At 51.4% G+C, this 14,556-nt stretch carries 12 protein-coding genes; 10 read left to right on the top strand and 2 right to left on the bottom strand.

Annotated features, from left to right (window positions below):
• Nucleotides 1-53: 53 nt before the first annotated feature.
• A complete protein-coding gene (locus ACFQ03_RS15680) occupies nt 54-2,603 on the bottom strand; it encodes a carbohydrate binding domain-containing protein (protein ID WP_379289293.1) in 2,550 nt (849 codons plus the stop codon).
• A gap of 201 nt (nt 2,604-2,804) precedes the next feature.
• Here ACFQ03_RS15680 and ACFQ03_RS15685 point away from each other — a divergent pair, with 201 nt between their 5' ends.
• Together ACFQ03_RS15685 and ACFQ03_RS15690 are read left to right on the top strand one after the other, a co-directional pair.
• Entirely contained in the window at nt 2,805-3,014 is a 210-nt protein-coding gene (locus ACFQ03_RS15685; protein ID WP_144934161.1) for a DUF1540 domain-containing protein, read from the top strand.
• A 22-nt stretch (nt 3,015-3,036) separates the two neighbouring features.
• Complete coding sequence (locus ACFQ03_RS15690) at nt 3,037-3,408, top strand: hypothetical protein (protein WP_379289295.1); 372 nt, start codon at nt 3,037-3,039, stop codon at nt 3,406-3,408.
• An 88-nt stretch (nt 3,409-3,496) separates the two neighbouring features.
• On the opposite strand, the gene ACFQ03_RS15695 is transcribed toward ACFQ03_RS15690, so the two are convergent.
• Nucleotides 3,497-4,534 (bottom strand): inorganic phosphate transporter, encoded by a 1,038-nt coding sequence (locus ACFQ03_RS15695; RefSeq protein ID WP_191964366.1) that lies wholly within the window; start codon nt 4,532-4,534, stop codon nt 3,497-3,499.
• 235 nt (nt 4,535-4,769) lie between these two features.
• Here ACFQ03_RS15695 and ACFQ03_RS15700 point away from each other — a divergent pair, with 235 nt between their 5' ends.
• The 8 genes from ACFQ03_RS15700 to ACFQ03_RS15735 all read left to right on the top strand — a co-directional run.
• A complete protein-coding gene (locus ACFQ03_RS15700) occupies nt 4,770-5,423 on the top strand; it encodes a lytic transglycosylase domain-containing protein (protein WP_379289297.1) in 654 nt (217 codons plus the stop codon).
• Nucleotides 5,424-5,518: 95 nt separating this feature from the next.
• Complete coding sequence (locus ACFQ03_RS15705) at nt 5,519-6,679, top strand: cysteine desulfurase family protein (protein ID WP_150960021.1); 1,161 nt, start codon at nt 5,519-5,521, stop codon at nt 6,677-6,679.
• Nucleotides 6,676-7,935: a tRNA uracil 4-sulfurtransferase ThiI gene (gene thiI / locus ACFQ03_RS15710; protein WP_225312716.1), complete on the top strand. Its 1,260-nt coding sequence runs from the start codon at nt 6,676-6,678 to the stop codon at nt 7,933-7,935. Before ACFQ03_RS15705 ends, thiI begins: the two co-directional genes overlap by 4 nt.
• Before the next feature lie 193 nt (nt 7,936-8,128).
• Complete coding sequence (locus ACFQ03_RS15715) at nt 8,129-8,791, top strand: TerC family protein (RefSeq protein WP_150960020.1); 663 nt, start codon at nt 8,129-8,131, stop codon at nt 8,789-8,791.
• Nucleotides 8,792-9,118: 327 nt separating this feature from the next.
• Complete coding sequence (locus tag ACFQ03_RS15720) at nt 9,119-11,515, top strand: DUF7408 domain-containing protein (RefSeq protein WP_379289300.1); 2,397 nt, start codon at nt 9,119-9,121, stop codon at nt 11,513-11,515.
• Nucleotides 11,512-12,438: an ABC transporter ATP-binding protein gene (locus tag ACFQ03_RS15725; protein WP_379289302.1), complete on the top strand. Its 927-nt coding sequence runs from the start codon at nt 11,512-11,514 to the stop codon at nt 12,436-12,438. Before ACFQ03_RS15720 ends, ACFQ03_RS15725 begins: the two co-directional genes overlap by 4 nt.
• Entirely contained in the window at nt 12,435-13,256 is an 822-nt protein-coding gene (locus tag ACFQ03_RS15730) for an ABC transporter permease (RefSeq protein WP_144934179.1), read from the top strand. The genes ACFQ03_RS15725 and ACFQ03_RS15730 overlap by 4 nt, the downstream gene beginning before the upstream one ends.
• Nucleotides 13,257-13,279: 23 nt before the next feature.
• Nucleotides 13,280-14,556: hypothetical protein (locus ACFQ03_RS15735; protein ID WP_379289304.1), on the top strand; the 1,277-nt coding region annotated here is incomplete at its 3' end.

Below are 14,556 nucleotides of genomic sequence, written 5' to 3' on the forward strand. Positions count from 1 at the left end.
AAAAAACGGGACGCCTTCGGTTTAGAAGTGTCCCGTTAATTGTGTTTGGAAAATTAGAAGGAATACCGCCACAGTTCCGTATCGTTATGTTTAAAATACAGATTTCCAAGCGAATCATTCGTCAGAAAGTCGGCTCCGTCCGATCTTAAGATAGTTATTTCTTTATCCTCTTTGTTAATTTTAAACAAATATTTGCTGCCAATCGTACCGTATACATAATTCGGATCCTTGTCTATCGCCACCAGATCGGCATCCCGATATGTTCCTCCGGGATAACGGACGTCGGGGAATTTTTCGTCGAAGTATTCAAATGTGCGATTTTCCGGATTGAATACGAACAGGTAGCCTTCGGCAAATCCCCATATTTTATCGTCAATCACTTTTAATTCCGTAATCGAGGTCAGCTTCTTGCCGTCGTAAGCCGCAGGTAAACTGTATTCGGCCGTCTTGGTTTGTGTTTCAGGGTCATACACGAACAGCTTCGCTTCTTCCTGCGACGGCGTGCTTGAATATCCTACCCGAATAGATGAACCGCCGTACAACAATCCGTCATAGTAAGCAAGTGCTATAATACTCTGCTCCTGAACGATGTTCTTATGGACAGTGACTGTTCCTGTTTCGTAATCATAAACGGATAAAGCCCCTTCTCTCTGCCCGGTTTCGCCAACCGTGCCCATGAACACTTTATTATTCCCGTAAGCGATGGCTTTCGGACGATCCTGATCGTATGGGGCAGTGTGGATCAATAGCTTCGGATTGACACCGGGGTTCCATGGCAGCTTGGGATCATATTCATATAACTTTCCGCCCGGGTAAACCCCTAAGTATAGTTTGTCATTATATGACCACATACGATCTATTTGCTCGATCGGTGCATAAACATGCTCCGGCTGCCGGTCATTGGAGTCGCCGTTAAAGGGTTCATATACCCCCAGACCGCCATATAAAAATGCGCTTGTATAAATATTTCCGTCCGGCCCTTGTCCGATGCTGTTGATTGCCCCGGGTATACGCGGAGTATTTTCAACACGAACCATGCGGAAATTCTCATTCTGAGGGTTAAATTTCATAAGATAAGTCTCATTGTTTGTAGAAGCAATCGCTACTAACGTTTCCCCGGGGTAATTCTCCTGATCCTGCAGCTTAACCCAACCGAAGCGCTGAACACGTCCGGGAACCGCATGACCGACAGGCGTCACTTCTCGGGAGGAAATATCATAACGGGCAAGGCCGCTTCTTTGTATCAAGTATACGCTTCCATTCCGTTCCGGCGATACCCGCGGAGTCGTGCTGGCGATCGCCGCATCCTCTGTAGCAGTAACGGTTCCGTTCGAATCAACCGTGACGTCCAATACAACGATATAACCTCCCAGTGAAACGAATACACGTTCTCCTTCATAGTCGACAGCACCTGCCAAGGGGGTTGTTTTATACCGAGCCGGCAATATGTCCGTCATATTCCCGGTTTCATGATCATAATGGACAACGGACGCGTTTGAACCGACGGCAAGGTAAGAAACATTGTTTCCAGGATCATGGACCAATGCCCTGAGGTATTTGTAATCCTCTCCGGGCGGCTCATAGATTGGCATGTTCCCAATCCGGGTGAAGCCTTTAACCGGATCATATTCAAAGAATCCTGCGCGGTCGAATGTACCTCCGTATACCTTACCGTCCTTGCCTGGAGTAAGGTCCCAAACAAATGCCTCATTCGGCAGAGGCGTTCCGAGATCGGTTATCGTCGTCTCACCCGGTACATATTTATACATTCTGCCATTCTGATACGCACCTAGATAGATCATTCCATCCGTTGAGGTTGTTGCGGCCCAGACTCCGGTCGGGTTGACGCCGGCACTCGGCAAAGTAATCGCGTCTATGACCCTTTCATTATCCGCGTCAATGATTTGCATGATGGGCCGATCATTCGCGTTGCCTGTCACAACCGAGTAAATTTTATTCTGATTTTCCCCTATTCCGAAAGTAGATCCGAGAGGGGCCGAAGTGCCGACCTGCACTCCGAGATTGGTATAATCTTTTGTAAACCGCACATGATCCCAGTAAGCCGTTCCTTCGTTTTTCTTATCGGAGTTAAGAAGAATCGTGGCGTAGGAGGCTTCTTCGGGAGCCGTCCTGCTTACTTGAACGGTCTTCCAGGTATCGGTTGGCTCGACGGTTGTATTGGCTTCCTCCAGCAATTCACCATGCTGGTTATAATAACGAATGATTAAATCCGCTTTTCCGCTTTCGACCAGGACATCCGCGAATACAATATAGACAGCCCCCGCTTCTATCGAAATTTTCTCGCTTTCCAACCCGAAGCTTCTTGATTTTTTGGCATCGTAAATGCGGACACTGAATTCGCCGTGACTGGCTTGTTCCGACGTAACCAGTATATCGCTTCCTTTTAAGCTGTTATCATTTCCATTATCCTTGTCCATAATTTTGGTCCAGCCTGCCAGACCTTGTTCGAAACTAAAGTTGTTTACTTGAAGATCGGCAGCCAAAGCCCGATTTCCAATGCCTGAGCAAGCCAAGAGGAGAACGAGTGCAGCCATTAACCAAATTCGTGCGGGATAAAAGATAAGTTTGTTCCTGGATATCATTATAATCCTCCATTTCAGATTAGATTCTACACCGTATTATCCTATAAAAGCGTTTTCTTTTCGTTGCTTATTTTTACTTTCACCGATCAAATTTTTACTTAAATTGAATGAAAACCATGGGTTGTCCAATGTCGATGAGTAGGTTTTGGAAAGAATGCCGGGATTCGCGAAAGGGAAGAATGAAGGTGGGAGGTGAAGACGATGCCGGATGTAAAATGCAGCGTAGCTAACTGCAGCTACTGGTCCGAAGGCAATAATTGCGTTGCGGATCTCATCATGATTGAAGTGGACAAACATGCGAATGCCAAATTCAATGAAGAATTTGCAGGGGAATCCTTCGACAGCGATCATAAGGATGCAGCCCACAAAAGTCGCGAAACGTGCTGTCACACCTTCAAGCCCAAGAAATAACGGAAAAGAGGTGACGCATGAAGTGAGTAAAAAGAAGTCCAACAAAGCAAACAAGCCGGATTGGAACCGAAAGGACGAGGAACGCCGCCGTCAAGGCTTGGATGATGATGCGGAATTTGCTTCCGAGGTAGCCCCTTTTCCGGCGGCCCCGGTTAAAACGGAAGACGATGCGGGTCAAGTCGGTAATGAACTGGAAACGACCCGTGTCCTGGGCTGGGTTGCTTTGATCGCGGCCATCGTCTCTTTATTCTTCCTGCCGACCGTTCTGGGTCCTGCCGCAGCTGTTCTGGGATTTATAACATTTTTACAGGGAAACCGTACCATGGGGGCATGGTCAATCGTTCTTGGTTTGGCAAGTTTGTTCGTCGCTTTGTTTTTGGGTCCCTATTATTAATAATCGGGTAGACAACGGGCAAGCGGCAGAAAACTCAGGCAAGCTTCAAGCTATGCCTGAGTTTTTTGCTTTTTCAAGCTATAACCAATCACCAAACTTTTTGAAAAAATTTATAATAAGCCGCGAAGAGGACGGAGGCCAATACGCAAATGATTAAAGCGGGTGACTGGTAAAGAAGCCACTGCATGAGCGCAAGAGTCATTAATAACGAAGAAATGGGGGAGAAAAACCAGACGGCAAATATTTTTTTGATGACCGGTTTCCGGAAAAGATGCCAGCCGGCCTTCTCGGTGCCGACACCGATAATCGCCATGGTCGTCGCTTGCGTCAGCGGAGCCGGTATCCCCAATACGGATGCGCCGATGATGAGAGAGCCGCTCGTAAAGGATACAATGCTGCCTTGAAGAAGAGTCATCTTCGTAATTTTCTTGCCGTTAGTTTCCAACACCTTACCGCCCATCGTAATAGCCCCGGCGGCCAGGAACAAGGAACCGATCCAAATTCCCGAAGTCGTATCAATAACCCCTGCCCCGATCAGCGGGCCAATGGCATTCGCCACATTGTTCATTCCCGCGGAGAAAGCTTCGTAGCAGCCTGCGATAATGAGCAGAATAGTAAGCAGTCTGGGGATGAGTCTAGGCCATCTCCGCCTCCACATATCCTCCTTACCGGAAAGTAAACGGCCGATCACAAAAGCGATAGCAAAAGCAAGAAAAGGTATGACCAGCCAGGTAGAGACGATAAAAAGCACCTTCTGCCAGTAAACCCCGCTGCCGGCCAGGCCGGCCCCGACGATGCTGCCGACGGTCACTTCACTTGTAGACAGAGGGATGCCCATCCGGTTAGCAATAAAAAGCGTAGTACAGGCAGAGAGCAGGATGATTACGGTAACCTGCACCGTTATCGATGAGGAGGAAATGATGCCCTTACTGATCGTGGTGACAACCTCCCCGCCGCCAAGAATGGCTCCGGCAACGGCAAAGACAGCCGCCAGAATGACGGCCAGCCTGCGGCTGTTCAGAGCTCCGCTGCCGTATACGGAGCCCATGGCGGCGGCGGTTCCGCTAGCTCCGATATTGGCAGCGAAGAAGAAAGCAATGGAAAAAGCAATAATAATTAAAAGCAATGAATTCACTCCCTTGGCCATTCGCAAAACAGCGCTAAACTAATCCCCTGATAACCTATTGGTAACATATGTCATTAGCCCTCCTATAGGTGCATTACCTATCAGCCCAAATTTAGAGACCCATAAGCTTTGGTTATAAATCGTTTAATATGCCTGCATTTAATAGTGGATGCTCGCCGGGAAAAAGTGTACAATAAAGGAAGTATGCTCGGAGAAGGGAAAGAAGGCTGGTTATATGTCAATGAAGATCGATCCGCGCACTGTGCAGCAAATGCTGCAGCTGCAGTTATACGAACAGACGAATATTTTTTCATCCGTTAGTCCTTATGCTGTAGGCAGACCCGCATCCACTTTCGCAGGGCTTCTCGAGGAGATTGTCGGGCTGGAAACGGTCACGGAACCCGATCCCGCGCCCAAGAGCAGCGGCTCAGGGCTTGTCGGACAAGCCGTTCCTCATCCTTCCTTAAGCAAACCGACCACTTACGATCCGTTAATTCATGAAGCGGCGCTGAAATACGGTGTGGATGCAGCTTTGATCAAAGCGGTGATCCATGCGGAATCCTCGTTTAATCCGACCGCTCAATCGCATGCCGGGGCCAAAGGATTGATGCAGCTCATGGACGGTACGGCGAAGGCTCTCGGGGTTGCGGATTCCATGGACCCGGAGCAGAACATTAACGGAGGCACCCGTTATTTGGCTGCCTTATTGGCTAAATATAACGGGCAGGAAGCTGTAGCTTTGGCGGCATATAATGCCGGTCCCGGAAGGGTAGACCGATTGGGAATAGCAACCGAACGCGATTTGCGGGCTCATTTCGACCGACTGCCTGCCGAAACGCGAAATTATATAACGAAAGTTCTGGATCTGAAGGAAACTTATAAGGTCTGATCATTAACGGAAGAAAAGATCGCAAGACGGTCTTTTCTTCCTTTTCCATTATTTACACCGCCCCCTCTAAATCAAGGACAAAAGGAGCGCGAAACATGCTTTATTTGGATTATTGCGCCACTACACCAATGAGTAAGGAAGTTACGGAATCGATCGTTAAAGTAATGGAGAGACATTACGGCAACCCCTCCTCTATTCACCGGATCGGTATGGAGGCGGAGCGGCTGTTGAACAGGGCGAAGGAAGTCATCGCGGAGGCGATCGAATGCCGGCCGGAGGAAATCTGTTTCACCTCGGGGGGCACGGAGAGCAATAACTTGGCGGTCAAAGGTACAGCCAGAGCCTATCGGAGCAGGGGAAACCATCTGATCACATCGGCGGTTGAGCATTCGTCCGTTTACGAATCGTTCCGCCGGCTGGAGAGGGAAGGCTTCCGCGTCACCTATTTGCCTGTGGATTCCAGCGGCGCCATCCGGATAGAGCAACTGAAGGAGGCCATTACGGAAGAAACCATTCTGGTCAGCCTCATGCATGTCAATAATGAAACGGGTAGAATCCAGCCTGTGGAGCAAGCAGGCAAGCTGCTGGCCGGTTATCCTAAAATTGTGTATCACGTCGATGCCGTCCAGAGCGTCGGCAAGCTGCCGGTTAGCCCAGCCCGGTTAGGAGCGGATTTGATCAGTATTTCCGCTCACAAGATAGAAGGGCCCAAAGGCGCAGGCTTACTCTATATCCGTGACGGGTTAATCCTTGAGCCACAATTGGACGGAGGAGGCCAGGAACGGGGATTGCGCTCGGGCACGGAGAACGTCCCGCTGCTGGTTGGAATGGCCAAGGCCGTCCGTCTGGCGGTAGATAAGCAGGCGAATAATAGCCGCCGGCTTTACCGGATGCGTGAAGGGCTGGCAGAGAGAATACGGAAAATTCCGGGGCTGTTTCTAACCGGTTCGGAGAACGGCGACGGAATGGCTCCGCATATCGTACATTTTACTTATCCGGGCATGAAAGCCGAAGTGGTAGTGCATGCGCTGGAGGAAGAAGAAGTCTATATTTCGACCCGTTCGGCCTGCTCCTCGGGAGAAACTAAACCAAGCCGGGTTCTGTTGGCTATGGGTATGGATGAAGAACGGGCGGCCAGCGGACTCAGGGTCAGCTTCTCTGCGAACGAGACGAGCGAAGATCTTGAGAGGTTCGCTGATCTGTTGGAAAGAACGATTCAGCGTTTTAACGGAACGAATGCAAGGATGAAAGGATGAGCGGCAAGATGGAACAGAACAGGCAGCAGGAGGCCGGGACGGATTGGAAGACGCCTCCGGATGTAGTGATTGTGCGCTTCGGTGAATTAATGCTGAAGGGCAGAAACCGGCATCGGTTTATCCGCTCCGTCAACGATCAAATACGGAACGCAATGATTCCTTATCCGGACGTGACCATTCAGGAAGAACACGGACGGCTGTATCTGGTCTTAAACGGGACAGCGTTCTCTAAAGTGGCGGAAGGACTGGACAAAGTGTTCGGAATCGCCAATTATAGTCCCGCCTGGATAACGGAGCTCGATCTCAAGGCGATACAAGAGTCGGCGGTGCGGCTGATCGAAGCGTCCGATCCGCGTCCGTCCACTTTTAAAGTTACCGTCCGCAGAGCGAATAAACGGTTCCCGTATGATTCCCAGGAGGTGGGAAGGGAAGTTGGCGGATATGTGCTGCAATCGGTAGAAGGGCTTAAGGTGGATGTTCACTCACCGGAGATGGACGTCAGAGTCGAGATCCGGGACCGGCATGCTTACGTTTTTACAACCGTGATCGAGGGAAACCGGGGATACCCGCTGGGAAGCAACGGCAAAGCCCTTCTTATGCTTTCGGGAGGAATAGACAGCCCGGTAGCTGGCTGGCTTGGAATGAGAAGGGGGCTGGAAATTGAAGCGGTCCACTTTCACAGCTATCCCTACACCAGTGAGCGGGCTAAGCAGAAGGTAATAGAGCTCAGCAGAATATTATCGCAGTATGCCAACCCGTTTACACTTCATTTGGTCTCCTTCACTGAAATTCAGACGAAGCTGAAGGAGCAGTGTCCCGAAAGCATCCTGATTACCGTGATGAGGAGAATTATGCTGCGTATTTGCAGCAAGCTTGCGGAGCGCAGGCACGCCTCAGCCATTGTCACCGGCGAGAATTTGGGCCAGGTAGCCAGTCAGACCTTGGCCAGCCTGAATGTTATCGGACGGGCGACGGAGCTCCCTCTGCTTCGTCCCCTGATTACAATGGACAAGCTGGAAATTATACGGCATGCGGAACAGATCGGCACCTATTCCACCTCTATTCTTCCGTATGAGGATTGCTGTACAATCTTTCTCCCCAAATCGCCAACCACCAATCCTTCGCTGTCCCGAGTGGAGCAAGCGGAGCGGAAAATGGAGGAGTGGCTGGAGGAAGAAATGGAGAAAGCCGTCTCATCCGTCGAAACCATGCGCGTTAGCTGGCAGGATAAAGACAAGTTGGACGAATATTTTTAAAAGCAGGACTGTACAATGTAGAGAGCAGAGAGTTCTCTTCCCGATAGAAAAGCTATATTTCCTTTAGGAGCGCTCCGGTTCAGAGCGCTTCTATTTGTTAGATGAGCTCAAGAAAGCGAAGGAAACTCTTCTCAGCCGCAGGCGGTCATACAGACGAATCCATGGTTAACCCGAATTAATAGGGGGTCAACACATGCTGGAAACCTTCTCTCTATTTGTGCAAATTCTGCTGATTAATATTGTGCTGAGCGGCGATAATGCGGTCGTGATCGCTCTTGCCAGCAAAAATCTGCCGGAAGCCCAAAGGAAAAAGGCCGTTCGCTGGGGGGCCTTCGGGGCGGTAGCCTTGAGGGTAGCCTTGACGCTGGTGGCGCTGGCCATTCTGCAGGTAGCCTATCTTCAGGCGATCGGAGCCCTGCTGCTGCTGTGGATAGCGGTTAAGCTGCTGGCGGATGACGGAGAAGCTTCTCATGTGAAAGAAGCCTCCACCTTGGGCAATGCCATCACGACGATTATTATGGCCGACATCGTTATGAGCCTGGATAATGTGCTGGCGATAGCCGCCAAGGCGAACGGACAGATCGGCATCGTCATGATCGGAATTGCAATCAGCATTCCCATTATTATTTGGGGAAGCACATTGGTCATGAAGATGCTCCATAAATATCCCGTTCTGGTATTCCTGGGAGCGGGGATTCTCGGATATACCGCAGGCGAAATGATTTTGAAAGATCATAAGCTTGGGCGGTACTTGGACCATGAGCCGCTTCATTGGCTGATACCCGTGGCGGCCGGGCTGTTCGTCATTATCGTCGGACTGGTTAAGAAAAGACTGGGCAGGCCGCGCTCCGTGTAAGGCTTCCATACCTTAACCGGCATCGTTGCAAGCCCCCCTTATTGATGCCGTTTCCGGCGAACCTCGGAAGCAGTCTTCCGGAGCCGAATCTATTTGATATGATTTTTCCGACATGGATAATTATAGTCCCTGTCTTTTTTTGTGCCCCATTCTGTTAATTAAAAAAATGAATCAGGCGCTTCATACGCAGGAAATCCGCGCCTTCACCGCAAAATAAATAAAAAATATCGGCCTCACCGGCAAACCTTTTCCCCGGAAAATCGTCTATAATGGATGAAAGCTGCCGTCGAAAAAGCGAGAGTAGAAATGAACGAGAGGGGCTTGTTTGTGGCTATAACCAAATCTATCAAAATGATTAGAGATATTGTATTATGGATCGTCCTAGCGTCAATAGTTGGCAGTCTTATGATTCTGCCGGGAATGGCATCGGCGGAATCCGGACCGCTTCAAGTGCAAATCCAGATTGGAATGGATGGCAAGATCAAACCAGATCACTGGTTCCCGGTTAAATTTACGATAACCAATTCAGGCGAAGATGTAAGCGGAGAGCTCGCCGTTCATTTAGCCGGAGGGAATGGGGACAAGGATACCACCTATGTGCAGAAAGTCGACCTGCCCGCGCAAAGCACGAAAGAAATTATAATGTCACTGCCCGGGGGGAATTGGCACAAAAGGAACAGCGAAGTCAAGTTTTATAAGGACTCCGCAGAGAGCGGAAAGGTTATAGAATGGTCGTCGGGCCCGGCCTATCTTGAAACGAGTCCCGTTTCGTCGGCGACCATTCAGGTTGGAATCATTGCCCGGGACCCCGATACGATGAATTTCTTGAATTTGCTCAGCCAACGAGGATACGAGCTGCGGACGTTCCCGATTCCGGTTAGTGATTTGCCTCAAGAATCCTTCATGTTGGACAGCTTGGATGTGCTTGTGCTGAATGATATCGCATCCGACCAATTCCAACCGGAGCAAATAGATGCCATCACTAGCTGGGTTCAACGGGGCGGGAAGCTGTTCCTGGCGGGAGGAGCGGGATATCCGAAAACAGCGCAGCGCTTCGAAGAGCTGTCTCCGGTCCGATTCGAAGGGACGGAGCAAGTAACGGATTTAAGCTCGTTGGCCGCCGCTTCCGGCAGAGAATTGGCACTGACCGAGCCATTTACCTTGTCCAAAGCGGCCGTCAAGGAGGGAGCGAATGCCACTATTCATTATTCTCATAATGGGCTGCCGCTTTTTGCCTCCGCCCCTGTGGGCAAAGGAGAGGTCTGGTACGTGGCGTATGATACGTCGCTGAATCCGCTCGCTTCCTGGAATGGTAATCCCGACATTTGGGAGAGAGTCTTGTCCGATTTGCTGCAGCAGTCTGTTGGCGGTCAGTTTATAGGAAACATCAGGTACACCTCTTGGGAAATGAACGAGGCGCTGGAGTATTTTCCTTCTTTGGCCCCCCCTTCGATTGGTCTTCTGGTGCTGGCTATTATTTTTTATGCGATCATTATCGGACCGATTCTGTACTTCACCCTTCGCAAGCTGGACAGAAGAGAATGGCTCTGGTTCGCAATCCCATTGGTAGCAGTCGTATTCAGTGTAGGGATTTACGGGGTGGGAGCCTCCGGGCGGGGCTCGGTCATGGCCCAGTCGTTAAGAACCGTTGAACTAGACGGCACAGGCAAAGGATTGGAAGAAACAGCGGCAGCGGTCTTCATCCCGAAGGGCGGCAAATTCAATATGCAATTGACCGGCTCCACTTATGTCATCCCTTTTTCGCCTCATGGTTTAGGGAATGGGGATTTACGGGGCAGCTCCGAGATGATTGTCGAAAAAAATCCGGAGAACACGAATGTTCTCTTCCAGGGAGTTTCCTATTGGTCGGTGCGTAAAATCCTGCTGCAGACCGATAAGCTTGAAGCTGTAGGGAAAATGGATTACACCGCCCAGGCCAATTCGACCGGAATAACAGGGGAATTGACCAACCGTCTGGGCCAGCGATTGACTCATGTCGGTTTGTTTATGAACGGCCAATTGCAAAATCTCGGGGAGCTGGGCATAGACGAAACGGTTTCCTTTCAACTCGCAAGCAGCACCGGCAATATGTATCTCTCCCCTTATGACGTGGCCCAGATGATGTTCCCCTATGGAGGAAGGGTAGACGAGAACAAGCATAAGCGCTCGTTATTATTGGATTATGTTCAAAAAAATATGGCGATCCTCTCGGACGGCAAACCCTACTTGTTCGGCTTCACCGAGTCCCGGGAAGAGGCGGACTATCAGGTAGGGGGCAAGCGGATCAACGCGAATGAAGTTACGTTATGGGTTCAGCCTATTCCTCTGAGCTACGTGAACGGCTCCAAAGTGCATTTGCCTCCGGGCACCGTACTGCCGACACCTGACTTCGGGGCCGTAAGCGTGAACGGCAAAGATCCGAACGGACGCTATTATTTAGGCCAGGGAGAAGTGATTCTCAATTACGTTCTGCCGGATATGGCGAACGTCACTTATGAAGCTCTGACCGCATTCCAGCCTTATATGGAGAACCCGGGTGTAGTCTACGAAATATGGAATGAAGCGAAGCAGGTATGGGAGCCGATAGATAAGAATACAACCATTTCCGCAGGGCTGGCGGACTATTATGTCAAGCCGAACATGCTTAAATTGAAGGCCGTCCTCCATCAGGAAATGGATTTGAAATTCCCGGACATTGCTGTGGAAGGAGCGGTGAATCCATGATAGAAATTCGTGATCTGACTAAACAATACGGAAGCTTCACCGCGGTGGACTCGCTGAACATGGATATTGCTCAAGGAACGGTTTTCGGCTTTGTCGGCCCCAATGGCGCCGGAAAATCGACAACGATGTCCATACTCGCCACTTTGCTCAGTCCGACCTCAGGCACCGCCAGAGTCGGGGGCTATGAGGTGACGAGAAATCCGAAGGAAGTTCGCAAGCTGATCGGATATATGCCCGATTTCTTCGGGGTATATGATCATTTCAAGACTACGGAATATCTGGATTTCTACGGCGCGAGCTACGGAATTCCGAGAGTGGACCGCCAGAAGATGATTCCCCAGCTGCTGGAGCTGGTCAATTTGACGGATAAAGCCGATTTCTACGTAGATTCCTTATCCAGAGGAATGAAGCAGCGCCTGTGTCTGGCGCGCTGTCTTGTACATGAGCCGGAGCTGCTTATTCTCGACGAACCCGCCTCCGGAATGGATCCCCGCGCCCGGATCGAAATGAGGGAAATTCTGAAGGAATTGAAGCAGATGGGAAAAACGATCATTATTTCCTCTCATATCCTTCCCGAGCTGGCAGAAATGGTGGATGAAATCGGAGTGATTGAGCACGGCAGGCTGATTGCCAAAGGCCGGGTTGCCGATATCCAGAACCGGATGCGGGCCAAACGGGTGCTTCATCTGAGACTGCTGGATAGGGAGGAGGAAGCGGTCCATCTGCTTAAAGACGAGGCCTTCGTCTCGATGGTGCTTCACGACGAGAAAGGCATCCATCTTCATTTCAGCGGGAAGGATGCCGAGCAGTCCGAGCTGCTGGCCAAATTGATCGCACTGGGCTTCCGGGTGGTTGCCTTCAATGAAGCCCAGACGAATCTGGAAGATGTCTTCCTGGAAATTACGAAGGGGGTGCAGCCATGAACTGGAGCCGCAGATGGATCAATCCGGTGCTGGAGAAAGAGTTCAGGCTCCGCATGCGCACCATAAGATCGCCGCTGGCCGTCCTGTTTTATTTGGCGGCGATGTCGCTGTTGGCGCTTGGGTTTATGTATATGACCATGAATAATTACGGTTATTCGGCTTTTAACCCGCGGCGGAGCCAGGAGCTGTTTTATTTTATTAGCGGAGCCCAATTGGTACTGATCTGTTTCATGGTTCCCGGACTGACGGCGGGAGTCATCAGCGGCGAACGGGAGAAACAGACGCTTAATATACTGCTTACGACCCAGCAAAGCTCGACCACGATCATTCTCAGCAAGCTTTTCTCATCGCTAAGCTTTATGGTGGTCATTATCGTTGCGACGCTTCCGATTTACAGCATCGTGTTCTTGTACGGAGGAATTTCTCCCGTGCAGCTCATCTCGGTATTTATGTTCTATCTATTTATGATGATTATGCTCGGCTCGATCGGCGTGCTCTTCTCGACGCTGTTCAAGAAAACGATGGTAGCCGTTATTATGACTTACGGATTTACCGTGTTTATTTCGGGTTTTACCGGATTGTTCGCTATATTTCTGCACTCGATTATGTCAAGCGGTACCCTCGCCGGCTACGTTCTCGGACTTAATCCGATGGGAGCGCTGGTCAGCATTCTTAACCGGGATTTTACCCAGGATGTATTCGGGCGCCACATCGATCTTCAGATTTGGCAAATATTCGTCCTGTTCTATACGGTCGTTACCGTCTTGGCGATATGGCTAAGTATCCGCTACTTGCGTCCCATTCTGAAGAAGAAGTAATAAGCCAAAGGAGCGTAAACGCCATGAAAACCCCTGATCTGAACGATGTGATCCGGCCCGTTCGCAACCGGTTGTGGAAACAGAATATTGTGCGGATGGCGCTGATCGGCCTGCTGATCGGTCTGTGTGCCGCCTGTTTGTGGGGAGTCGCGGGTTGGCTGGCTCCAGTGGCCGGGTACCGCTGGGGGAGTTTGTTCTGGATCGGGATGGCGGTAACAGGCTCGGTTACCTATGCATTGTGGAGAAGAACGGAGCTGAAGGAAGCGGCGCAGGTTATGGACCAGGGCGGCTTGGAGGAACGGATGACGACGGCTCTGGCCTTCGAGCAGCAAGACTCGCCGATTGCCGCCATGCAGCGCGAGGATGCCTTGCGGTATGGGGAGGAATATATCAAGCAGCTTCGCTCCAAGCTTCCCTATCGCTGGGAGATAAGGTGGCTGATCGCCAATGGGACGGCTCTTGTCGTCCTGGCCGCCCTGCTTCTTCTGCCCAACCCGATGGATGAAGTCGTCGAGGCCCGGAGCAAGGAGAAGGCCTGGACCGAGGCCAGGCTGGAAGAGGCCCGGCAGCAGTTGGAGGAATGGAAGAAGGCGGATCCATCCAGTGAAATCACAAGAGGGATGGAGCAAACGCTGGAGCGTCTGGAGACAGGTCTTAAAGAGACCGCTAACGGTATAGAGGCTCTGGAGAAGCTGGAGCAGGCGCTGAAGGAAACGCAAAAGCTGGCCCAGACGGAGCAGAAGAAGCTGGAGGAGGCCGCTGACTGGGCGGAAAGAATGGAGAAGCAGGAAGCGCTTCGGCAGCTTGGAGAAGCGCTCCGCAATCAGGATTCGCAAGAGCTGGAAGAGGCGGTGCGGCAGCTGCATGAGCAGGTCAAGCAAATGAGCGAGGCGGAGCGCAAGCAGCTGGCTGAACAGCTGGAGGCACTGGCCGAATCGGCCCCGGCTCATTCCGCCGAGGCGGAGCAGGCACAGGAAGCGCTGAGGCAGCTAGCCTCGCAGCTGCAGAGCGGCCCGAACGGCGAAGGTGCCGGAGCCGGGCTGGACGAGGAGCAGCTGGCTCAGCTGCAGGAAGCGCTGGCGAAGCTTATGCAGCAGCAGCTGCAGGCCCAGCAGCTTCTTGCTCAGCTGCAGCAATCCGCGTCGCAGCTCGCGCAGCCGGGCCTGGCCCTGGCGCAGCAGCTAGCCGCGCAAGGCATCGCGCTGCCGACGACGTGGGGCGCGAACGGCCTGGCCTCGTCGCTGGCTTCCGGCAACGGCCAAGGGGCGTTGCCGGGCAGCAGCGGAGCGGGCCAGGGCAG

Source organism: Paenibacillus residui (assembly GCF_042677205.1).
Taxonomy (GTDB): domain Bacteria; phylum Bacillota; class Bacilli; order Paenibacillales; family NBRC-103111; genus Paenibacillus_L; species Paenibacillus_L residui.